Below are 23,917 nucleotides of genomic sequence, written 5' to 3'. Positions count from 1 at the left end.
ACACCCCGCTTCGATGCTCGGGAGGCAATGGCATGAGGGGGTGACGTCGCATGGACGATGTCCCATTTTCACGTGACAGACGTGATACGGCGACCATGCTCCAATCCGGTCGTACCGTTAAACATCATTGGCCAGGATGAAGCGATTCTCGTGCGCCAGTGTCCATCAATCCGCCTCGCAAGCCGGATCCGCGCGCATGGAAAAACTCGAGTATCTGAAGCAGGTCGAATCGAACGCGCGAACCTACGCAACTTCTTTCCCGCGGCTGTTTACCCATGCCAAGGGCATACGCGTACGCGACGCCGAGGGCCAGGAATACATTGACTGCCTGTCGAATGCGGGTACGCTCGCACTCGGACATAATCACCCGGAAGTCAATGAAGCCGTGATGCGGTTTCTGTCGTCCGATCAGATGCAACAGGCACTCGACCTGGCGACGCCGGCCAAGCACGCGTTCGTCGAGCAGCTCTTCTCGCTCCTGCCCGGGAAGATCGCCGAATCCGGCAAGATCCAGTTTTGCAGTCCCAGTGGGGCGGATGGTGTCGAAGCGGCGATCAAGCTGACCCGGCACCATACGGGCCGGCCGACGATCATGGCGTTCCACGGCGCCTACCACGGCATGACGGCCGGTGCACTCGCCGCGTCGGGAAACCTCACGCCCAAGTCGGCCGGCGGCAATGGACGCGACGTTCATTTCCTGCCCTATCCCTATGCCTTTCGCTGCCCGTTCGGCACCGACGGCTCGGCGACCGATCAACTCAGCATCAACTACATCCGGACCGTGCTGTCCGATCCCGAGAGCGGGATCACCAAACCGGCGGCCGTCATCGTCGAAGTCGTGCAAGGCGAAGGGGGCTGCATCCCCGCCCCCGACACCTGGTTGATCGAGTTGCGCGAGCTGACGCTGCGGCATGAAATCCCGTTGATCGTCGACGAAGTGCAGACCGGACTCGGTCGAACCGGCGCCCTGTTCGCTGTCGAACATTCCGGCATCCGGCCCGACGTACTGGTGCTGTCGAAGGCGTTCGGCGGCGGCTATCCGTTATCGGTGGTGGTCTATGACGAGCGCCTGGACACCTGGCCGCCCGGCGCGCATGCCGGTACCTTTCGAGGCAACCAGATTGCGATGGTCGCCGGCTTGTCGACCATGCGCATCGTCGAACGAGAGAATCTCTCGGCACACGCGGACAAGGTCGGCAAGCGCCTGGTTGCCGGCCTCGAGGGGCTTGCCGAACGCTTCCCCTGCCTGGGCCAGATACGCGGTCGCGGCCTGATGATCGGCGCCGAAGTCGTCGTGCCCGGCACCCATGGCCGAGCCGGCCCGCCCCATGCGGAACGGGCAAAAGCCATCAAGCGGAACTGCCTGCGAAACGGGCTCGTCATCGAAACCGGCGGCCGCAACGGCGCGGTACTCCGGTTCCTGCCGCCGCTGATCGTTTCGGAAGCGGATATCGACGAGATTCTCAATCGCTTCGCGCATGCCGTGGAAACGGCGTGCCGTGCATAACCGCACTGCGGCGCGACCCGATCGGTTTCGCCGTGATCCACGTACAAGAAAGGACTATTGACGATGCAGGGCATGACGGAACGCAGGCTGCTTGCCGACGGAAGCTCGCCGTGGCTGCTGGAGCCCGTGTCGAACAGGCGCGATCTCGCGCAGGCGGTGAAGGACAACCGGGCGGCACTCGAATCCCGGCTTCTGGAACAGGGAGCACTCCTGTTTCGTGGCTTCGACGTTTCATCCGTGGGCGACTTCGAAGCGTTTGCTCACGCGATTTCGGTCCATCAGTCCGACTACGTCTATCGTTCCACGCCGCGCACCTCGATCGGCAACGGCATCTTCACCGCAACCGAGTATCCGCCGAGCGAGACGATCGCCCTGCATTGCGAAAACGCGTACCAACGCAGCTGGCCGCTGAGCGTCGCATTCTGCTGCCTGACGCCGGCCGCGACCGGCGGCGAAACGCCGATTGCCGACATGCGGGAGGTGAGCCGCAGGATCGGACCGCGCATCCTGGATCAGTTCGAGGTGAAACAGGTCCGCTATGTCAGGCACTACCGGCGGCACGTCGACATTCCGTGGGAAACCGTGTTCCAGACCAGCGACCGCAGCCAGGTCGCAGCCTTCTGCGCAGACAACGGCATCGAACTCGAATGGCTCGACGACGACACGTTGCGCACCGCCCAGGTCAACCAGGGCGTGGCCTACCATCCGGCCACCCGCGACCGGGTGTTCTTCAACCAGGCACATCTGTTCCATCTCTCGAACCTGGAAACATCGCTCGCCCGTTCGATCGTCAGCCTGTTCGGCGAGGATCGAATTCCGCGCAATGCCAGCTATGGCGACGGGAGTCCATTCGATCCCGCCGACCTCGAGCAGATCCGCACCGCGTTCCGCGAATGCGCGATCACGTTTCCCTGGCAACGGGGCGACGTCCTGCTGGTCGACAACATGCGCTTCGCGCATGGCCGCAACCCGTTCGAAGGCGAGCGCAAGGTCGTCGTGTCCCTGCTGGACCCGTACGCGCCCGACGTCGACGGAATGGACGACCGTTAGCGAGCGCGAGCGTGCACCTCAATAGCAAGCCGTATTGATCAAGTGCGCGAAACGTCGTGTCCTTGGATTACGGGGCAGACGTCGGATTAGAGCGATGCTCTAATTTCAATACCGTCCAGTGAAGCGAGCTTGGCGGGATCGCCACAACCGGTCCTGAGATATTCAACGTTTAGAAGACAACGAAGGTTGAGCATGCTTCCCGATACAAAATTCAGGACTGTTACAGAAATTTTGTTGTTTCGCGGCAAGGTCGAACCGGAGAAGACCGCGTTCATTTTTCTCGAAAACGGCGAAGCGGAACTGACTCGACTCACGTTCGGCGACCTGGACAAGCGGGCGCGCAGCATCGCCGCCAGGTTGCAAGACATCGCGCAACCGGGCGACCGCGTCCTGCTGGTCTATCCGCCCGGGCTGGAATTCATCTGCGCATGGGTGGGATGCCTGTATGCCGGCCTGATCGGCGTACCCGCCTATCCGCCGCGCAGGCATCGTCCCGCCGACCGTCTCAAGGCCATCGTCGCCGACGCCGGGCCGGTCGTCGCGCTGACCGACGCCGCCACGCTCGACGGCATCGCACATCACGCGGACGGCTATTCCGACACGCTGGAACTGAAGATCCTGGCGACGGACCAGCGCTTCGACGCACCGGCCGAACAATGGCGCGCACCGGACATCACGCCGCAGACGCTGGCGCTGCTGCAATACACGTCAGGCTCCACCGGTACGCCCAAAGGCGTGATGATCAGCCACGCGAACATCCTGAGCAATATGGCGGTCATCGCCGAGGCGAGCGATGCCGATGCGTCGGCGGTGTTTGTCAGCTGGCTCCCGGTGTTTCACGACATGGGCTTTTTCGGGAAGGTGCTGCTGCCGATCTATCTCGGCGTGCTGTCGGTGCTGATGGCGCCCGCGGCGTTCGTACAGAAGCCCATCCGCTGGCTGCAGGCCATCACGAAGTATCGCGGCACGCATTGCGCCGCGCCGGATTTCGCGTATGACCTGTGCGCGCGCAAAATCTCCGATGAAGCGCGCGCGCAACTGGACCTGAGCAGCTGGCGCGTGGCATTCAACGGCGCGGAACCGGTGCGCGCGGAGTCGGTGGCGCGTTTTTCGCGCGCATTCGCCGCGTGCGGCTTCCATGCGCACACCATGCGCCCGGTCTACGGCATGGCCGAGGCGACCTTGTTCATCTCCGGTCAGCCGGCACGCTCGCTGCCGCGCGTGGCGGACTACGATGCCGACGACCTGGCACAAGGCGTGGCGACGAGAAGCGACCAAGGCAAGCGCCACGCGCTGGTCTCATGCGGTCGGACCTGGGCGGAGCATCGCCTGCAGATCGTGAATCCGGATACCGGCGCGCGCTGCGCGCCCGGCCGGATCGGCGAAATCTGGCTGACCGGCCCGAGCGTCGGCGTCGGCTACTGGAACCGTATCGAGGAAACGGAGCGCACTTTCCGCGCGAAGCTGGATGGCGATGACGCGCGTTACCTGCGCACGGGCGATCTCGGTTTCGTCGAGGGCGAGGACCTCTTCGTCACCGGCCGTTTGAAAGACCTCATCATCGTCGCCGGCCGCAATCACTACCCGCAGGATCTCGAGCAAACCGCGGAGGGAAGCCACCCCGCGCTCGCGCCGAACGCATCGGCGGCTTTCTCGATCAGCGTCGATAACGTGGAGCGGATCGTTGTCGCCTGTGAAGTGCGCCGGGAAGCGCTCAACACGCTGGATGCGGAAGCCGTCGCCGCGGAGATCCGGCGCGCGCTCGCCGAAGCGCACGACGTCGATCTGTATGCGGCGGTCCTGTTGAAGCCCGCCACGATCCTGCGCACGTCCAGCGGAAAAATCCAGCGGAGCCGGATCAGGCAGGCATTTCTCGATGAACAGGGGCTCGCGATCGCGGGCGAGTGGCGGCGTGCGTTCTCCGCGCCGCCGGCCGCCCCGCAGACGGCCACGCCACGCGACACGCAAGCGCTGGTGCAATGGTGCATCGAGCGTGTCTCGCGTCTGTCGGGAATCGCTTCCGGCAAGATCGACCCCGACGCGCCGTTCAGCGTCCATGGGCTCGATTCGAAGGACGCCATCCTGCTCTCGGGCGAGTTGCAGGACTGGCTCGGGCGGCCGGTTTCCCCGACCGTCGTCTACGATTTTCCGAGTATTTCGCTGCTGGCGCGCCATTTGAGCGGCGCCGGGAATGCCATGCCGGACCAGAAGCCCGGCTCGGTCGAAGCACGCGCGGATATCGCGATCGTCGGCATGGGATGCCGTTTCCCCGGCGCCGGCAATCCCGACGCATTCTGGCAGCTTCTGCTGGAGGGCCGGGACGCGGTCGGTGCGTCGACGCAGCGCGCCGCCGACCTTCCGCCCGCCGGACTGCTGGACCAGGTCGATCAGTTCGATGCGGCTTTCTTCGGCATCAGCGCCCGCGAAGCCGAATCGATGGATCCGCAACAGCGTCTGCTGCTGGAGGTGGCCTGGGAGACGCTCGAGCATGCGGGGATCGCGCCCCGCAGTCTCGCCGGCGGACGCACCGCGGTCATCGTCGGCATCAGCAATTCGGACTACATCCGTCTGGCGCAGGACGAAGTCGCGGACGTCGGCCCTTATGTCGCGACGGGCAACGCGCTCAGCGTCGCCGCCAACCGCATTTCCTATGCGCTCGATTTGCGCGGCCCGAGCTGGGCGGTCGATACCGCGTGTTCGTCCTCGCTCGTCGCGGTGCATCAGGCGTGCCGCACGCTGCAGCGCGGCGAGTCCGATGCGGCGCTGGCCGGCGGGGTCAACCTGATTCTGGCGCCGCAATTGAGCGCGTCCTTCACGCAAGCGGGCATGCTGTCGCCGGATGGCCGATGCAAGGCGTTCGATGCGTCGGCAAATGGTTATGTGCGCGGCGAAGGCGTGGGCATGGTGCTGCTCAAGCGGCTCGACGATGCGCTCGAGAACGGCGACACCGTGGTCGCCGTGATCCGTGGCTCCGCGGTGAACCAGGATGGACGCAGCAATGGCCTGACCGCGCCGAATGGCCCGGCCCAGCAGGCCGTGATTCACGGTGCGCTGCGCGATGCCGGCGTACGCGCGCACGACATCGGCTTCGTCGAAGCGCATGGTACTGGCACGCCGCTCGGCGACCCGATCGAGTTGAACTCGCTGGCGGCCGTCCTGGGCGAATCTCGTCGGCCGGACGATCACTGCTGGATCGGGTCGGTCAAGACCAACATCGGCCATCTGGAATCGGCGGCGGGCATCGCCAGCCTGATCAAGACCGCCCTTGCGCTCCACCATCGCGCCATTCCGCCGAACCTCCATTTCCGGTCGATCAATCCGCAAATCGCACTCGACGGCACGCCCTTCCGCATTCCGCAGCAGGTCACGCCGTGGCATTCGGAACACGGGCCGCGCCTGGCCGGCGTCAGTTCGTTCGGCTTCGGCGGTACCAACGCGCACCTGATCCTGTCCGAAGCGCCAGCGCCCGCAGCGATCGAAGCCGACCCGGCCGCGCCCGCGGCGCGCGTCGTGACGCTCTCCGCGCGCACGCCCGACGCGTTGCAAGCGCTGGCCGCGTCCTATGCGGCCTACCTCGACGCCCATCCCGAGGCCCGTGTGCGGGATGTCGCGTTCACGGCCAATACCGGGCGCACCCACTTCGCGCGGCGCGCGGCCATCGTCGCATCGAGTCTCGATTCGTTGCGTTCGCAACTTGGCGCCGTTTCGTCCGGCGAGCCTGCCGAAACACCGCCTGCGGTGACGTTCCACTTTTGCGCCGACGTCGGCGGCAGCGCCGACGCGGTTCGGCAATTGCGCGCGGCCTGTCCCGCTTTCGATGCGCTGATGCAGCGGCAGTCCGACGCGCCCGGGCTCGCCCCCGCCGACGCCGCGTTCACGGCATTCCAGCGCGCGCTCGCGCAACTGTGGATGTCCTTCGGCATCACGCCGGATGCCGTCAGCAGCACCGGCGACGGACATCGCGCCGCAGCCTCGTGGGCGGGCGTGCCGCAGGCGCCGGACGGCGGTGCGGCGGGACACCCCGGCATCGTGATCGAAATCGGCGCGCACACGGCCGCGTGGGACGCGATCCTGCACACGCTCGCCGCGCTCTACGTACGCGGCGCGTCCATCGACTGGGATGCCGTGGAGCGGGACGCACCGCGCCGCCGGCTCGCCCTGCCGACCTACCCGTTCGAACGTCGCGGCTTCTGGATCACGCCACGTGCGCCTCGGCATCCGTTGCTCGGGCGCCTCATGGAGCAGCACGCGCATGCGCCGGCCACGTGGATCTGGCAATCGCGTCTCGATGCGCCTGCAACCACCTTTCTCGACGGTCATCGCGTCAAGGGTTCGCCCGTCCTGCCCTATTCCGCCTTCGTGGAAATGGCGCTGTCGGCCACGTCGGAAATCGGTGCTGCCGGCCATACGACGTTGAAAGATCTCGCCCTGCATGCGCCGTTGCCATTGCATCCGCATGCATCGCGCACCGTGCAGACCGTGCTGAGCCGCCGGTCCTGGGGACCGTTTTCGTTTGCCGTCTATCACCGGATCGACGACACCCGCGCCGCCGCGACGTGGCAGATGTGCGCGAGTGCCGAAATTCACGAATCGGATCGGAGCCACGCATGAAATTCGGCCTGATGTTCTTCGCCAGCAGTGAAGAGGCGTTGTCCGGCAACAAGTACCAGCTCGTGATGGAAAGCGCGCGTTTCGCCGATGCGAACGGGTTCTCCAGCGTCTGGGTGCCGGAGCGCCATTTCACCGAATTCGGCTCGCTGTACCCGAATCCCGCCGTCCTGCACGCCGCGCTCGCGGCTGCCACCCAACGCGTGAAGCTGGTCGCGGGCAGCGTGGTCGCGGCGCTGCACAACCCGATCCGGATCGCGGAAGAATGGTCGATGGTGGACAACCTGTCGAACGGCCGCGTGGGCGTGTCGTTCGCGTCCGGATGGAATCCTGACGACTTCGTGTTCGCCCCGGACAAGTATGCGAGCCGGCAGGACGACATGCTGACCACGATGCGTGCCGTCCAGCATCTGTGGCGCGGCGGCACGCTGGATGCGACGAACGGCGTCGGCAAGCCGGTGCGGCTGCGCGTCTATCCGACGCCGGTGCAGCCGGAACTGCCCGTCTGGGTGACCGCCGCGAGCAATCCGCAGACGTTCGTGCGTGCCGGCGAAGCCGGCGCCAACCTGCTGACCCACGTGCTCGACCAGGATCGGGACCAGCTCGCGCACAAGATCGCCCTCTACCGCGAGGCGCGCGCGAAGCAGGGCTTCGATCCGGCGGCCGGCACCGTGTCCGTGATGCTGCACACGTTCGTCGGCGACGATGCGGCGCAGGCGCGCGAACAGGCGCGTGTGCCGTTCTGCAACTACATCCGCAGCAATATCGGGCTGTTGAACGGGCTGGCGCAGAGTCGCGGCCAGTCGGTCGACGTGCGCGCGATGGGCGCACGCGAACTGGACGAGTTCGTCGAGTTTCTCTATGAACGCTTCGCGCAGTCGCGCGGGCTCATCGGCACGCCGGAAACCTGCGTCGAACTGGTGCGGGATCTCGAGTCGATCGGCGTGGACGAAGTGGCCTGCCTGCTCGATTTCGGTCCGCCGGTCGAGCGGATCCTCGGCAACCTTCCGCAGTTGCGTCGACTGCGGGAGATGTGCGCCCCCAGGCCATCCGCCGCGCCGACGCGATTCGATGCCGCCGAAGTGCAAGCTCGCTGCCCGGAAACGACGTCGGGCGCGGACTTCAACGGCGAAATCCGGCAGCACGGCGTGCAGATCGACGGTGTGTTCGACGCGATCCGGCAGATCTGGCGCACGACCGGCGAGGCGCTGGGAAAAATCAGCCTGCCGGCCGACGCGCTGGCGTCGTCGCCCTACCAGGTACACCCCGCCTTTCTCGACGCGTGCAGCCGCGTGCTCGCCGCCGCGATCGATCCGGACGCGCTGGCGTCGGGCGACCTGTACCTGCCCAGCGCGATCGGCGCGGTCCGGGTGCATCAGCCGCCGTCGTCGACCGAGGCATGGAGTCACGCCACGCTGCGCAAGCCGGTCGGACAGGGCACGCTGGAGGGCGACATCCGCATCCATGACCTGGCGGGGCGACTGCTGATCGAGATCGATGGGCTGCGGTTGCAGCAGGTGCGCGCGGGGCGCGCCGTCGAGCGGCACGACTTCGCCGCGCTGCTTTATCAACGCGTCTGGAGACCGTCGAACGTCGACGCGGCAACCGGCGGTTCGGCGCAGGGCGAGTGGCTGATTCTCGCGGACCGCGGCGGCGTGGGTGCACAGCTGTCGGCGCTGCTGGAAGCCAACGGCGATACGTGCACGCTGCGCTTCGCCGACGCGACGCCGGAACTGCCCGCGCCCGACCGCCCGCTGAAGGGCGTCATCCACCTGTGGAGTCTCGATCTCGCGCCCGCCGACATCGCGGCGAGACGGCGGGCCAGCGCGAGCGTGCTGCAGCTGGTCAGGGCGCTTGCGTCACGCGCGCCGTCGGCCCCGCAGGCGCGTCTGTGGCTGGTGACGTCGGGCGCGATGAATGTTCTGGAGGGCGAATCGATCGCGGTGGCACAGGCCCCGCTGTGGGGATTGGGCCGGGCGATCGCGGTGGAGCATGCGACGCTGTGGGGCGGGCTCGTCGACCTCGATCCCGCGCAGCCGTCGGCGGCTCACATCGTGCAAGCGGTACAGGCTGGCGGCCGTGAAGACATGATCGCGTTTCGCCGCGACCAGCGCTACGTCGCGCGCATCGCCCGCGACAATCGCGAATTCGTCAGCCACCGGCCGATCCGGTTCCACGATGACGCGACCTATCTGGTGACGGGCGGGCTCGGCGGGCTCGGCCTGCGGCTCGCGTCCTGGCTTGCCGACAACGGCGCCGGGAAAATCGTGCTGCTGGGGCGCGGCGAGCCTTCCGCCGCGCACGAGAAAATCCTGCGCACGCTCGACGCGCGGTTCATTCGCGCCGACCTGTCGCGTCGCGAGGACGTCGAGCAGGCGCTCGGTGAAATCGCGCATTCGATGCCGCCGCTCAAAGGGGTCTTTCACCTCGCCGGCGCGCTCGACGATGCGCTGCTGACGCGCCAGGACGACGACGTCTTCCATCGCGCCGGCAGCGGCAAGGCCGACGGCGCCTGGTACCTGCACGAGCTGACGGCCGACCTGCCGCTCGACCATTTCGTGCTGTTCTCGTCGATGGCCGCGCTGATCACCATGCCGGGCCAGGGCAACTACGCGGCGGCGAACAGCTTCCTCGACGCGCTCGCCCAGCATCGGCGCGCGCAGGGGAAACCGGGGCTCAGCGTCAATTGGGGGCCGTGGGCGGAAATCGGCCACGCCGCGACCGACTACGGACGGCGCGCGCACGAACAGCTTGGCGCGCTCGGCGTCGGCACGCTGCCGCCCGAGCTGGCCATCGCGACGCTGGAACGGCTGATGGCGTCCGGCGTCGCCCAGTCCGGAGTCGCGCGGATCGACTGGCCGACCCTGTTCCTGGTCGATGCGCCGGCCGCCGGGTCCGCGCTCTTTTCCGAGCTGGCGCAACCGGCCGCGCAACCCGCGCAGCAGGAAACGGCATTGCTGCGCCAGCTGCAAGCGTGCGCGCCGCGTGAGCGGGTCGAGCGCATCACCGACACGCTCGCCGCGACGCTGGCGGAGACCTTGCGTCTTTCCGGCCCGGACGCCATTGCGCCCGAGCAATCGCTGCTCGATCTCGGCCTGGATTCGCTGGTCGCGCTCGAACTGACCGATCGCCTCACCAAGGTGTTCGGCAGACCGTTTCGCGCGACGTTGTTCTTTTCCTATCCGAACCTGCAGACGCTCGCCCAGTACGTGCTCAACGAACTGTCGCCGTCGCTCCCCGCGCCGGTCGTCGACGAAGCATCCGACGACCTCGACGAGGATGACCTTTCCGAACTGATCGCCCAGGAGATCGGCGCCCAATGAACGCCAAGGCCACGCAAGCACTGAAAGCCGCACTCGACGAATTGCGCCTGCGGCGCGCGGAAATCGCGGCGCTGCGTTCGGACCGCAACGAGCCGATCGCCGTCATCGGCATGGCTTGCCGCTTCCCCGGCCGCAGCGATACGCCGGACGCGTTCTGGCAATTGCTCGATGGCGCGCGCGATGCCGTCACCGAAGTGCCGGGCGAACGCTGGGACATCGATCGCTATTACGACCCCGATCCGTCCGCGCCCGGCAAGATGGCGACCCGCCACGGCGCCTTTCTCGAACGCGTGGATCAATTCGACGCGGCGTTCTTCGGGATCGCGCCGCGCGAAGCGACCTACCTCGATCCGCAACAACGGCTCCTGCTCGAAGTGGCATGGGAGGCGCTCGAGAACGCCCATCTCGCGCCCGAGCGCTTCCGGCAGTCCGCCACGGGCGTGTACGTCGGCATCACCTGTTTCGACCACGCGATCCAGGTGTCCAATGCGTCGATGCCGTCGAGCAGCTACGCCGGCACGGGCAGTGCGCTGAACATGGCCGCGGGCCGGCTGTCGTTCGTGCTCGGCCTCACCGGCCCGAGCATGGCGATCGATACCGCCTGCTCGTCGTCGCTGGTGTGCCTGCACCTGGCCTGCGAAAGCCTGCGCTCACGCGAAACCGGCATGGCGCTCGCGGGCGGCGTCAACCTGATGCTGTCGCCCGAGGTCATGGTCAGTTTCTCGCAGGCGCGCATGCTGTCGCCGGACGGCCGCTGCAAGACCTTCGACGCGGCGGCGGACGGCTACGTGCGCGGCGAAGGCTGCGGCATGGTGGTGCTCAAGCGCCTCGCCGACGCGCTCGCCGACGGCGACCGCGTGCTCGGCATCGTGCGCGGCACGGCGGTCGACCAGGGCGGCGCGGGCGGCGGGCTGACCGTGCCGAGCCGCGATTCGCAGGAGCGGGTGATCCGCCGCGCACTGAACCAGGCCGGCCTCGCGCCCGGCGACGTCTCCTATGTCGAGGCCCACGGTACCGGGACGTCCCTCGGCGACCCGATCGAGGTCGAAGCGCTGGCCGGCGTCTACGGCGCGGGGCGCGCGGCGAACGAGCCGCTCGTGATCGGTTCGGTCAAGACCAATATCGGGCATCTGGAGTCGGCTTCCGGCATCGCCGGCCTGATCAAGGTCCTGCTGTCGTTCGAGCACGACCGGATTCCGGCGCACCTGCATTTCACCCAACCCAATCCGCATACGCCGTGGCAGGACATCCCGATCCGCGTCGCCGCCGATCCGGTCGCGTGGCAGCGCGGGGAACGCAGGCGCATCGCCGGGGTGAGCGCGTTCGGATTCAGCGGCACCAATGCCCACGCGATCGTCGAGGAACCGCCCGTCGCGCCGGCGCACGCCGCGCAACGCGCGCTGCTGCTGCTGTCGGCCAGGTCCGAAGCGGCGCTGGCGGCGCTCGTGCAACGCTACGAGCGCACGATCGCCGGCGCGACGCCGCGGGAGCTGGCCGCCATCTGCCGCGCCGCCGCCACCGGACGGAGTCACTATCCGTTTCGCGCGGCCTATGTATCGGGCGTGAAGGCAGCGTCGGCGGCAGCGGCGCGCACGGGCAAGGCGTTGCGCGTGGGCTTCGGGTTCGGTGCGCCGCCGGACACCGGTGTCGCACGCGCGCTCCACGCGTCGGAACCGCTGTTCCGCGACGCGTTCGCGCGTTGCGCAGTGCCGCTGGAGGCAGTCGAGACCGACGCCGGCCGCTTCGCGATCCAGTTCGCGTGGGCGGAACTGTGGAAGGGATGGGGCATCCGCCCGGCCGTCGTGTCGGGCCATGGCATCGGCGAATATGTCGCGGCCTGCGTGGCGGGCGTCGTGAGCGTGGCCGACGCACTACGCCTCGTGGCCGCCCGTTCGGATGCCGAAGCGTTGCGCGCCGTGCTTCAGGACATGTCGCTTGCACGGCCGTCGGTCCGCCTGATTTCCGGCTGTCTCGGCACGGAAGTGACCGATGAGGTGACACACCCGCAGTACTGGTTGCAACTGGCCGGGGTGTCGGATCAGGCCGACGCGCCGCACACGCCGGAGGCGCTCGCCGACGGCTGGCTGCCGCCGCCCTGCGCGGGCGATGCACTGGAGCGCGCACTCGCGGCGCTGTACGTGCAGGGCGCGCAGTTCGACTGGCGCGCGCTGTTCCCGGCGCCCGCCCAGCCCGCCACGACGCTGCCGAACTATCCGTTCGAGCGGCAGCGCTTCAGCCTGGAGAAGATCCCGTCGCCCGTCGTCGGCATGGATGCCGGCAGCATCGACGCAGCGGTGCGGCACCTCAAGTCGTCCGGCAAGTACCCCGAGGACATGCTGAACGCGCTGCCGGACCTGCTCAGGACGGCATTCGCCCCCGCCGGAACCGCCGCGTCGAACGCAAACCCGCTCTATCACGTGGTGTGGGAGCAGCAAGCCGCGTTGCCGGCCGCACAGGTCGCCGCCGACGCGTCCCCGTGGCTGATCTTCGCGGACACGAGCGGTGTCGGCGAGCGGCTCGCGGCGCTGCTGCGCGCGCGCGGCGCATCCTGCTCGCTGGTGCGCCTCGGCCCCGCCTATGTCGCCGACGCGGAAGCGGGCTGGCAGGTCGCGCCCGAGCGGCCGGACGATTTCGTCCGCCTGCTGGACGAGACCGCCGCCCCAGGCCAGCGCATCGTCTTTTTATGGGCGCTGGACGAAGCCGTCGGAGCGACGCGCATGTCCACCGCCCTGCTGCATCTCGTGCACGCGGTGGTCGGCGGCGAGCGCGAGTGGACGCCTTCGACCCGGCCCAGGATCTCGGTGGTCACGCGCGACGCGGTGGAAGCCGGCGACGCGCCGCGCGTATCCGGGCTCGCCCAGGCTGCGCTGTCGGGCCTGGCACGCGGGGCGATGATCGAGCATCCGGAATGGTTCGGCACCGCGATCGATCTCGACCCGGCCGCGCCGGAGGATGAGGCGCAGGCGCTGCTTCAGGAGATGCTCGGCGAGAGCCGCGAGGACCAGGTGGCGTTGCGGCACGGCATGCGCCATGTCGCGCGCCTGAGCCCGCTCGCGCAGCCCGAAACCACCGCGCTGCCGGTCGACCCGGACGCGGCCTACCTGATCACCGGCGGGTTCGGCGCGCTCGGGCTGCACACCGCCCGGTGGCTGGCGGCGCATGGCGCACGCACGCTGATCCTGGTTGGCCGGCAAGGGGCCGCGAGCGACGAGAGCCAGCGGGCGATCGCCGAGCTGCGTGAGCGGAACGTATCGCTGCGCTGCGAGCGCCTCGATATCGCCGATCCCGCGGCGGTCGCCGATTTCTTCGCCGCGCTCCGGCGCGACGGCGTGCCGCTGCGCGGCATCGTGCACGCGGCCGGCGTCGTCGGCTACAAGCCGATCATGCAGGTCGAGCGCGAGGAGCTGGACGCGGTGCTGCAACCCAAGGTCGCCGGCGCCTGGCTGCTCCACCAGCAAAGCGCGCACTTTCCGCTCGATTTCTTCATCCTGTTTTCGTCGATCGCGTCCGCGTGGGGTTCGCGTGAGCAGGCGCACTACAGTGCCGCGAACCGCTTCCTCGACGCGCTCGCCCATCATCGCCGCGGCCAGGGCCTGCCGGCGCTGAGCGTGAACTGGGGGCCGTGGGCGGAAGGCGGCATGACGTTCCCGGAGGCGGAAGCGCTGCTGCGGCGTGTCGGCATCCGGTCGCTCGCGGCGGATCGCGCGCTCGACGTGTTGAATCGCCTCCCCGCCGTCCCCCAGGTCGCGGTCGTCGATATCGACCTGGCGCTGTTCCAGGGCTCCTACGAGGCGCGCGGACCCAAGCCGTTCCTCGACCGCGTGCGGGTGGCCAAATGCGCGCCCGGCGCGCCGGCGATGCCGGCGTTGAGTGACGCATCGCCGCGCGAGCGAAAGCGCCTGCTGGCGGACAGCATCGATCGCGCGGTGGCCCAGGTGCTCGGCTACGACGCGGGGACGCTGGATCGCGATCTCGGCTTCTTCGAGATGGGCATGGATTCGCTGATGGCGCTGGACGTGCGCACGCACCTCGAAAATGCGCTGGGCATCCCGTTGTCGGTCGCGCTGTTGTTCGATCATCCGACGGTCAACGCCCTCGCGGATTTCCTGGCGGAGCAGGCGTCCGGCACGGCGCCGGACGCGCACACGGCGCCGGCACAGGCCGTGCCGCCGCAGCCACAGCCGCGACCGGTCGCGCCGGCCATCGAGGCCCGCGACGCCGGCACGCCGGAGCCGATCGCGATCGTCGGCATGAGCTGCCGGTTTCCGGGCGCCGCGCACGATCTCGACGCCTACTGGAAGCTGCTGAACGACGGGGTGGATGCGATCTCCGAAGTGCCGCGCGAGCGCTGGGACATCGACGCGTACTACGATCCCGATCCTGAAAAGCCGGGGCGCATGTACAGCCGCTTCGGCGGTTTTCTCGACGACGTCGACCAGTTCGATCCGGCGTTTTTCCGCATCACGCCGCGCGAAGCGAGCGCGATGGACCCACAGCAGCGCCTGTTGCTCGAAGTCAGCCACGAAGCGCTGGAGCATGCCGGCATTCCGGTCGACAGTCTCAAGGGCAGCCGGACCGGCGTCTTCGTCGGCATCACCACCAACGATTACGCGAACCTGCAGCTTCGCAACGGCGGCGGCAGCGGCATCGACGGCTATTTCTTCACCGGCAATCCGCTGAACACGGCGGCCGGCCGCATCTCCTACGGCCTGGGCGTGCAGGGGCCGAGCATGGCGATCGATACCGCCTGCTCGTCGTCGCTCACCGCGATCCATACCGCCAGCCAGAACCTGCGCAGCGGCGAGTGCGATCTCGCCATCGCGGGCGGCGTCAACCTGATCCTGTCGCCGGACAACTCCATCGCCGTCTCGCGCACGCGGGCGCTGGCGCCGGATGGCCGCTGCAAGACCTTCGACGCGTCCGCGGACGGCTTCGTGCGCAGCGAAGGCTGCGGCGCGCTGGTGCTCAAGCGCCTGTCCGATGCGCTCGCCGCGGGCGATCGCGTGCTGGCCGTGCTGCGCGGTTCGGCCGTCAACCACGACGGCGCGTCGAGCGGCTTTACCGCGCCGAACGGACGGGCGCAGGAAGCCGTGATCCGCCAGGCGCTGGGCGGGCTGCCCGCCGCGTCCATCGATTACGTGGAAGCGCACGGCACCGGCACCCCGCTGGGCGATCCGGTCGAGTTGCAGGCGCTGGCGGCGGTGTTCGGCGCGGGCCGCGACGCGGGCCGGCGGCTGCGCGTCGGCTCGGTGAAAACCAACATCGGCCACACGGAGTCCGCCGCCGGCATCGCGGGGGTCATCAAGGTCGTGCTGTCGCTGAACCACGACCGCCTGCCCGCCCACCTGCATTTCCGCCAGCCGAGCCCGCTGGTGCAGTGGGACGCGCTGCCCCTCGAGGTCTGCGCCGAGGCGAGCGCGTGGCCGCGCGGCGAACGGCCACGGCGAGCCGGCGTCAGCGCGTTCGGCGCGAGCGGCACCAATGCTCACCTGGTGCTCGAAGAAGCGCCCGCGCCGGCGCGGCAGGCAACGCCGTCGACGCACAAGGTGCACCCGCTGGTGCTGTCGGCCAAGACCCCGGCGGCGTTGCGCGAGTTGGTCCGGCGCTATCAGCGGCGGCTCGAAGCCGAACCCGGTCTCGACATCGCGGCCGTGGCCTTTTCGGCGGCGACCGGCCGCTCGCATTTCGCGCATCGGCTGGCGTGGCCGGTGACGTCGCTCGACGACGCCATCGGCAAGCTGCGCGCCTTCCAGGCGAAGGAACAGGCCGGCACGACGCAGCCCGCGCCCCGCGTGAAGATGGCCTTCCTGTTCACCGGCCAGGGTTCGCAATACGCCGGCATGGGCCGCCGCCTGTACGACGCGTATCCGGTGTTCCGCGACGCCATCGACCGCTGCCGCGCGGTGGCCGATGCGCTGCTCGACAAGCCGTTGCTCGAGGTGCTGTCGGCCCAGGGCGAGGACATCCACCAGACCGGCTACAGCCAGCCGGCCCTGTTCTCGCTGCAGTACGCGCTCACCACGTTGCTGGCGTCGTTCGGTGTGGTGCCCGACGCCGTGATGGGCCACAGCGTCGGCGAGTACGCGGCGGCTTGCGCGGCCGGCGTCTTCTCGCCGGAAGACGGCCTGCGGCTGATCGCCGAACGCGGCCGGCTGATGCAGGCGTTGCCCCGCGACGGCGAAATGGCGGCCATTTTCACCGACCTCGCCACGGTCGAGCGCGCGATCGAAGCGTGCCCGCACGAGGTCGCGGTGGCGGCCGTCAACGGTCCGGCGAGCATCGTGATCTCCGGCAAGCGCGAGCGCATCGCGATGCTGGTCGACGCGTTCACCGCGCGGGACATCCGGTCCGTGCCGCTCAATACGTCGCACGCGTTTCACTCGCCGCTGCTCGAGCCGATGCTGGACAGCTTCCAGGCCGCGGCGAAAGCCGTGCCCGTCGCCCGCCCGGCGATCCCGTTCTATTCGAATCTCACGGGCGCCGTGATGGACGACGCGCCCACCGACACGTACTGGCGCCGCCATTGCCGTGAGCCGGTGCAGTTCGCGAGCAGCGTCGAGCGCCTCGCCGAAGCCGGTTTCAACGTGCTGGTCGAAATCGGCCCCAAGCCGGTGCTCGTCAACCTGGCCCGCGCGTGCTGTGCGCCGGACGCCGGGATCCAGTTCCTTGCCCTGCAGCGGCCGCAAGTCGAGCAGCAAGCGCTGATCGAAACGCTGTCGAGCCTGTATGCCCGCGGCGTCGATGTCGACTGGGCCCCGACCGAAACACCCGCGCCCGCACGCATTGCATTGCCGTCCTATCCCTTCCAACGCAGCCGTACCTGGTTCCAGAAAGCGGACACGTCCATGACTCAGACAAGCGCATCACCCATCGCCGCAGCACCGACGCACAATCGCAGCGGCGAGGTTCTCGAATGGCTTCGCGGCAAGATCGGCGAATTGATCCAGGCCGATCCCGACACCATCAACATCGAACTGCCCTTCCTGGAGATGGGCGCCGACTCGATCGTGCTGATCGAGGCCATCCGGCACATCGAGGCGGAGTACGGCGTGAAGCTGGCCATGCGCCGCTTCTTCGAAGACCTGGCGACGGTGCAGGCGCTCGCCGAATATGTCGCGGACAACCTGCCGGCGGCCGCCGCGCCGTCCGGGCCCGAGGCCGTGGCCGTAGCCGTCGCAGAACCGTCCACGGCGGCGGTCGCGGTCGCGCCGTCCGCGCAGGCGCTTGCGCCGCTCGCCGCCGCGCCGGTGGAATGGGTCGCGGCCGAAGGCGGCTCGACGGTCGAGCGCGTGTTGCGGGAGCAGAATCAGCTGCTGTCCCACGTGATGAGCCAGCAGATGGAACTGCTGCGCACGTCGTTGACCGGCCAGGCCGGCGTGCGGCCGGCGACGGTCGCCGCGCAAGCCGTCGCGAGCACGGCGAGCGTCGCCCCCCCGGCCGCAATCGCGGCCCCGGCGGCCCCGGCCGCCGCGCCCGCGGCGAAGCCCGCGCCTGCCGCTGCCGCGGCGCCCGCGGCCGACAATCAGCCGCCCAAGCCGATGATGCCGTGGGGCAGCCCGGTCCAGCAGCGCGCGCGCGGCTTGTCCGCCGTGCAGCAGGAGCATCTCGAGGCGCTGATCGTGCGCTACACGACGCGCACCCGGAAATCGAAGGACTCGGTGCAGGCGTCGCGCCCGGTGTTGGCCGACAGCCGCGCCACGGTCGGCTTCCGCTTTTCGACCAAGGAGATGCTGTATCCGATCGTCGGCGATCGCGCGGCCGGCTCGCGGCTGTGGGACATCGACGGCAACGAGTACATCGATTTCACGATGGGCTTCGGCGTGCATCTGTTCGGCCACACGCCGGATTTCATCCAGCACCAGGTCACCCGGGAATGGCAGCGCCCGCTCGAACTGGGCGCGCGCTCCAGCCTCGTCGGCGAAGTGGCCGCGCGCTTTGCCCGCGTGACCGGCCTCGATCGCGTCGCGTTCTCGAACACCGGCACCGAGGCCGTCATGACCGCGATGCGGCTCGCGCGCGCCGTGACCGGGCGCGACAAGATCGTGATGTTCACGCATTCGTACCACGGCCATGCCGACGGCACGCTCGCCGCGGCGAACGCGGAAGGCGTGACGGAAACCATCGCCCCCGGCGTGCCGTTCGGCTCGGTCGAGAACATGATCCTGCTCGACTACGGCAGCGACGCGGCGCTCGACGCCATTCGCGGGATGGCGTCGACCCTCGCCGCCGTGATGGTGGAGCCAGTGCAGAGCCGCAACCCGTCCCTGCAGCCCGTCGCCTTCCTCAAGGAACTGCGTCGCATCACCGAAGAAGCCGGCGTCGCGCTGATCTTCGACGAAATGATCACCGGCTTCCGCGTCCATCCGGGCGGCTCGCAAGCAATGTTCGGCATCAAGGCCGATCTCGCGACGTACGGCAAGATCATCGGCGGCGGCCTGCCGCTGGGCGTGATCGCCGGCACCAGCCGCTTCATGGATGCCATCGACGGCGGCATGTGGACCTACGGCGACCACTCGTTCCCCGCCGCGGATCGCACCGCGTTCGGCGGCACCTTCTGCCAGTATCCGCTCGCGATGGCGGCCGCGCTGGCCGTGCTCGAGAAGATCGAACAGGAAGGCCCGGCGCTGCAGGCCGCGCTCAACGAACGCACCGCGCAGATCGCCGACACGTTGAATGCGTTCTTCGTGGAGGCCGAGGCGCCGATCAAGGTCACGTGGTTCGGCTCGATGTTCCGTTTCGAATTCACCGAGAACCTCGACCTGTTCTTCTATCACATGCTCGAAAAGGGCATCTACATCTGGGAATGGCGCACCTGCTTCCTGTCCACCGCGCATACGGACGAGGATATCGACCGCTTCATCCGGGCGGTGAAGGACAGCGTCGCCGACCTGCGCCGGGGCGGCTTCATCCGGCCGCACTCGAAACACGGCACGGTGGCCGCGCTGAGCGAAGCGCAACGCCAGCTGTGGGTGTTGTCGGAAATCGATCCCGAAGGGTCGCTCGCGTACAACGTCAACACCACGCTCGAACTGAACGGCCGGCTCGACGAAGCCGCGATGCGCGCGGCCGTCCAGAGCCTGGTCGACCGGCACGAGGCGCTGCGCACCACGGTGATGGCGGACGGGTCGGGCCAGATCGTGCATCCGTCGCTGAAACTCGAGATTCCGCTGATCGACACGGACCCGGACGCATGGCGGGACCACGAAAGCCGCCAGCCGTTCGACCTGGTGAACGGCCCGCTCTTTCGGGCCGCGCTCGTGCGCCTGGGCAGCGAGCGTCACCTGCTGGTGATGACGGCCCATCACATCATCTGTGACGGCTCGACGTTCGGCGTCCTGCTCGAGGATCTGGCCCGCGCGTATGCCGGCGCGGCGCCGGCCGAGGCGCCGCTGCAGTTTCGCGCGTACCTGAAGCAGCTCGACGGCCAGCGCCACAGCCCGGAAACGAAGGCGAATCGCGAGTACTGGCTGGCGCAATGCGCGCGTCAGGCCGCACCGCTGAATCTTCCGGTGGACTACCCGCGGCCCGCGGTGAAGACGTTTCACGGCGAACGCGTGTCCCTGCATCTGGACGCGGCGGCGGCCGCGACGCTGCGCACCGCGGCCCGTCAGAACGGCTGCACGCTCTACATGGTGCTGCTCGCCGGCTTCAATCTGTTCCTGCACCGCGTCGCCGGCCAGCAAGAGATCGTCACCGGCATCCCGGTGACCGGCCGCTCCGTGGCCGGCAGCGACCGCCTCGCCGGCTACTGCACGCATCTGCTGCCGCTGCGCTCCACGCTGCCGGAGCAGGCCACCGTGGCGAGCTTCCTGGCCGGCACCCGGCAGAACCTGCTCGACGCGCTCGAGCACCAGGATTATCCGTTCGCCGAGCTGGTCCGCGAAATCGGCGCACAGCGCGATCTCAACGCCGCGCCGCTGGTATCGGCGGTCTTCAACCTCGAACCCGTGTCGGCGCTGCCCGAACTGCCCGGCCTGACGGTCGGCCTCGTGGCGCCGCTGATCCGCCATACCGCGTTCGACCTGAACGTCAACGTGCTCGACGCGGGACAGGCGCTCCTGATCGATTGCGACTACAACACCGATCTGTTCGACGCGAGCACGGTGCAGCGTTTCCTCGACATCTACCGGACCCTGCTGACGCGTCTCGCGGACGATGCGTCGGCTGCCGTTGCCACGCTGCCGTTGTCCAGCGACGCGGAGCGGAACCGGCTGACCGTCGAGTGGAACCGCACCGACACGGATTTCGGTGAAGCCGCCGCGCAACCGCTGCATCGCCTGTTCGAGCAACAGGTCGAGCGTACGCCCGATGCCATCGCCGCCGTCTTCGATGATGCCGCGCTCACCTACGCCGAACTCAACCTGCGCGCCAACCGCCTCGCCCACCGCCTCATCGCGCTCGGCGTCGGCCCCGATGCGCTCGTCGGTGTCGCGATGGAGCGCTCCCTCGACATGAGCGTCGCATTGCTCGCGATCCTCAAGGCCGGCGGCGCCTACGTCCCCGTCGACCCCGACTACCCCGCCGAGCGCGTGCGCTTCATGATCGACCACGCGCAGTTGCGCTGGCTCCTCACCCAGCAGCATCTGCGCGATGCACTGCCTGAGACCGACGCACACGTGATCGTCGTCGATAGCGACTCGTTCGACCTCGATGCTGCTGCTACGTCCAACCCCGCGCCCGCGCTGAACGGCGACAACCTCGCCTACATGATCTACACGTCCGGCTCGACCGGCCGCCCCAAGGGCGCGCTCAACACCCATCGCGCGATCACCAACCGCATCCTGTGGATGCAGCACGCCTACGCGCTCGACGCCGACGATGCGGTGCTGCAGAAGACCCCCTTCAGCTTCGATGTCTCGGTCTGGGAACTCTTCTGGCCGCTCGTCACCGGCGCGCGCCTCGTGTTCGCCCGCCCCGGCGGCCAGCGCGAGACCGACTACCTGGTCGAGCTCATCGAGCGCGAACGCATCACCACGATCCATTTCGTGCCGTCGATGCTGCGTGCGTTCCTCGATCATCCGGACCTCGACGCGCACTGCGCGTCGCTGCGCCGCGTCGTGTGCAGCGGCGAGGCCCTGCCCCACGACCTGCAGCAGCGTTGCCTCGAGCGCCTCGACGTCAGCCTGTACAACCTCTACGGCCCGACCGAGGCCGCCGTCGACGTGACCGCGTGGGAATGCCGGCGCGACGACCCGCACCGCATCGTCCCGATCGGCCGGCCGATCGCCAACACCCGCCTCTACATCGTCGACGCGCAGATGCAGCTCACGCCGGTCGGCGTGCCAGGAGAATTGCTGATCGGCGGCACGCCGGTCGGGCGCGGCTACCACGGCGAACCCGAGCTGAGCGCCGAGAAGTTCATCGCCGATCCGTTCTCCGCCGACCCGCTCGCGCGCCTCTACCGCACCGGCGATCTCGCGCGCTACCGCCCCGACGGCAACATCGAGTTCCTCGGCCGCATCGATCACCAGATCAAGCTGCGCGGCCTGCGCATCGAACCCGGCGAAATCGAGGCGGCGCTGACTTCGCACCCGCTGGTCGACGCCGCCGTCGTGGCGCTGCGCGGCGTGGACGACGGCGCGAGACTGGTCGCCTGGCTGTGCTCGTCGCACCCCGAAGCCGAACTGGTCGAAGCGGTGCGCGGCCACCTGCGGCAGCGGCTGCCGGAGTACATGGTGCCCGCCGCGTTCGTCGTCGTGACGGCGTTCGAGCATCTGCCCAACGGCAAGCTCGATCGGGCCAAACTGCCCGAACCCGCCGACGGCCTGGACCACGTTGCGCCCGTCAACGCGCTCGAAGCGCAGTTGACGGCCATCTGGCAGGAAGTGCTCGGCAAGGCGCGGATCAGCACGACCGCCAATTTCTTCGAGCTGGGCGGCAATTCGCTCCTGGCGACGAAGGTCGTCGCGCGCATCCGTCGCGACCTGCATGCGAAGCTGGAAATCCGCAGCCTGTTCGCACTCCCCACCATCTCCAGCCTCGCGAAGCGCATCGCCGATACGCAGCCGATCGACTACGCGCCGGTGACGCCGCTGCCGGCGCAGGCAAGCTACGCGCTCTCCCCGGCCCAGACGCGGCTGTGGGTCCAGGATCGTCTCCATGCGGCGCAAGCCGGCGGGCCGCTGCCCACGTCGCTGCTGTTCGAGGGCGTGCTGGACGTGGACGCGCTCGTACGGGCGTTCCGCGCGTTGAACGAGCGTCACGAGATCTTGCGCACGCGTTTCGTGCTGGAAGGCAACCAGCCGGTCCAGCAGGTGCTGCCGCCCGGCGAAGCCGCGTTCCCGGTCGAGGTCGTGGATCTGCAGGATGCCGAGGACCGCGATGCCCAGGCGATGTCGATCCAGGCGAGCGAACGGCTCGCGCCGATGGATCTCGCGACCGGGCCGCTGTTCCGCGTCAAGCTGCTCAGGCTCTCCGAAGTCCGTCACGTCTGCATCTGCACGATGCATCACATCGTGAGCGACGGCTGGTCCACGGAGGTCCTGCTCGACGACCTGTCGGCGCTCTATGACGCATTCGTCCAGCATCGCGACGATCCGCTGCCCGCCCTCCCGATCCAGTACAAGGATTACGCCGGCTGGCTGAACCGCCTGCTCGCCGGGCCGGACGGCGCGCGCATGAAGGACTACTGGCTGACCAAGCTGGGCGGCGGCCTGCGCGCGCTGGAACTGCCTGGCGACGTCGCGCAGCCGGCCGCGCCGAGCTGGAAATCCTGGCGATTCGACCTGCCCGCTGCCGAGACGACGGCGCTGGAATCGCTCGGCAAGCGCCACGGCGCGACCTTGTTCATCGCGCTGCTGTCCGCCATCAAGGCGCTGTTCTACCGCCGTTCCGGCCAGGAGGACATCGTCGTCGGCACGCCGGTCGCGGGCCGCGAGCTGCCCGAACTCGAGTCGCAGGTCGGCCCCTACCTGAACGTGCTGGCGCTGCGCGATCGGGTCGCGGGCGACGACCGGTTCGACACGCTGCTGACCCGCGTGCGGGACACCACCCTCGAAGCGTTCTCGCACCCGCTGTATCCGCTGGATCGCCTGCTCGACGAGCTGCACGTCAAACGCGTGGCGGGACGCAATCCGCTCTTCGACATCGGCCTGACGCTGCAGAACCAGCGACACGGCCCCGTCGATCGCTACGCGGGACAAGTGCACATCGCCGAGCTGCCGGACCTCGACCCACAGGGCGCGGACACGGAAGCCGCGACGGACTTCTGGTTCCTGGCCGAACCGCACGCCGAAGGCCTCGCGATCCGCGTCGTCTATCACGCGGGGCGGTTCAGCGAAGCCCTGGTGCAAGGCCTCGCCAACGAACTGACGTCCGTCATCGGCGAAGTGCTTGCGAATCCGGGCGTTCGCATCCGGAACCTGACCCTGGGACAACGCGCGGAAGCCCGCCAGCCCACCGTCGAACTCAGCGCATTCTAAGGAGCCTT

5 protein-coding genes are annotated in these 23,917 nt (G+C 68.5%); all 5 read left to right on the top strand.

The genetic code is table 11. From position 1 onward, the window contains the following. The first annotated feature begins 196 nt into the window (after positions 1-196). The 5 genes from CFB82_RS34565 to CFB82_RS34545 all read left to right on the top strand — a co-directional run bounded on the left by CFB82_RS34565 (position 197) and on the right by CFB82_RS34545 (position 23,909). Positions 197-1,507, top strand: a complete 1,311-nt coding sequence (locus CFB82_RS34565) for a diaminobutyrate--2-oxoglutarate transaminase family protein (protein ID WP_089486894.1) — start codon at positions 197-199, stop codon at positions 1,505-1,507. 63 nt (positions 1,508-1,570) lie between these two features. Then, entirely contained in the window at positions 1,571-2,557 is a 987-nt protein-coding gene (locus CFB82_RS34560; RefSeq protein ID WP_089486893.1) for a TauD/TfdA family dioxygenase, read from the top strand. 192 nt (positions 2,558-2,749) lie between these two features. Beyond that, positions 2,750-7,168 carry a beta-ketoacyl synthase N-terminal-like domain-containing protein gene (locus tag CFB82_RS34555; RefSeq protein WP_089486892.1) on the top strand — a complete coding sequence of 1,473 codons (4,419 nt, stop codon included), beginning with the start codon at positions 2,750-2,752 and terminating at the stop codon, positions 7,166-7,168. Further along, positions 7,165-10,488, top strand: a complete 3,324-nt coding sequence (locus CFB82_RS34550) for a bifunctional LLM class flavin-dependent oxidoreductase/SDR family oxidoreductase (RefSeq protein WP_089486891.1) — start codon at positions 7,165-7,167, stop codon at positions 10,486-10,488. The genes CFB82_RS34555 and CFB82_RS34550 overlap by 4 nt, the downstream gene beginning before the upstream one ends. Then, positions 10,485-23,909 (top strand): hybrid non-ribosomal peptide synthetase/type I polyketide synthase, encoded by a 13,425-nt coding sequence (locus tag CFB82_RS34545; RefSeq protein WP_089486890.1) that lies wholly within the window; start codon positions 10,485-10,487, stop codon positions 23,907-23,909. Before CFB82_RS34550 ends, CFB82_RS34545 begins: the two co-directional genes overlap by 4 nt. Positions 23,910-23,917: the final 8 nt, after the last annotated feature.

The sequence above is a fragment of the Burkholderia sp. HI2714 genome (genome assembly GCF_002223085.1).
GTDB lineage: Bacteria > Pseudomonadota > Gammaproteobacteria > Burkholderiales > Burkholderiaceae > Burkholderia > Burkholderia lata_D.
Note: the sequence above shows the minus strand (reverse complement) of the source record. Positions and strands in the feature narration are given on the sequence as shown.

Excerpts from the sequence above, each read along its gene's own strand:
- CFB82_RS34555 (WP_089486892.1), top strand. The coding sequence starts at position 2,750 with ATGCTTCCCGATACAAAATTCAGGACTGTTACAGAAATTTTGTTGTTT.
- CFB82_RS34545 (WP_089486890.1), top strand. The coding sequence starts at position 10,485 with ATGAACGCCAAGGCCACGCAAGCACTGAAAGCCGCACTCGACGAATTG.
- CFB82_RS34565 (WP_089486894.1), top strand. The coding sequence starts at position 197 with ATGGAAAAACTCGAGTATCTGAAGCAGGTCGAATCGAACGCGCGAACC.
- CFB82_RS34560 (WP_089486893.1), top strand. The coding sequence starts at position 1,571 with ATGCAGGGCATGACGGAACGCAGGCTGCTTGCCGACGGAAGCTCGCCG.
- CFB82_RS34550 (WP_089486891.1), top strand. The coding sequence starts at position 7,165 with ATGAAATTCGGCCTGATGTTCTTCGCCAGCAGTGAAGAGGCGTTGTCC.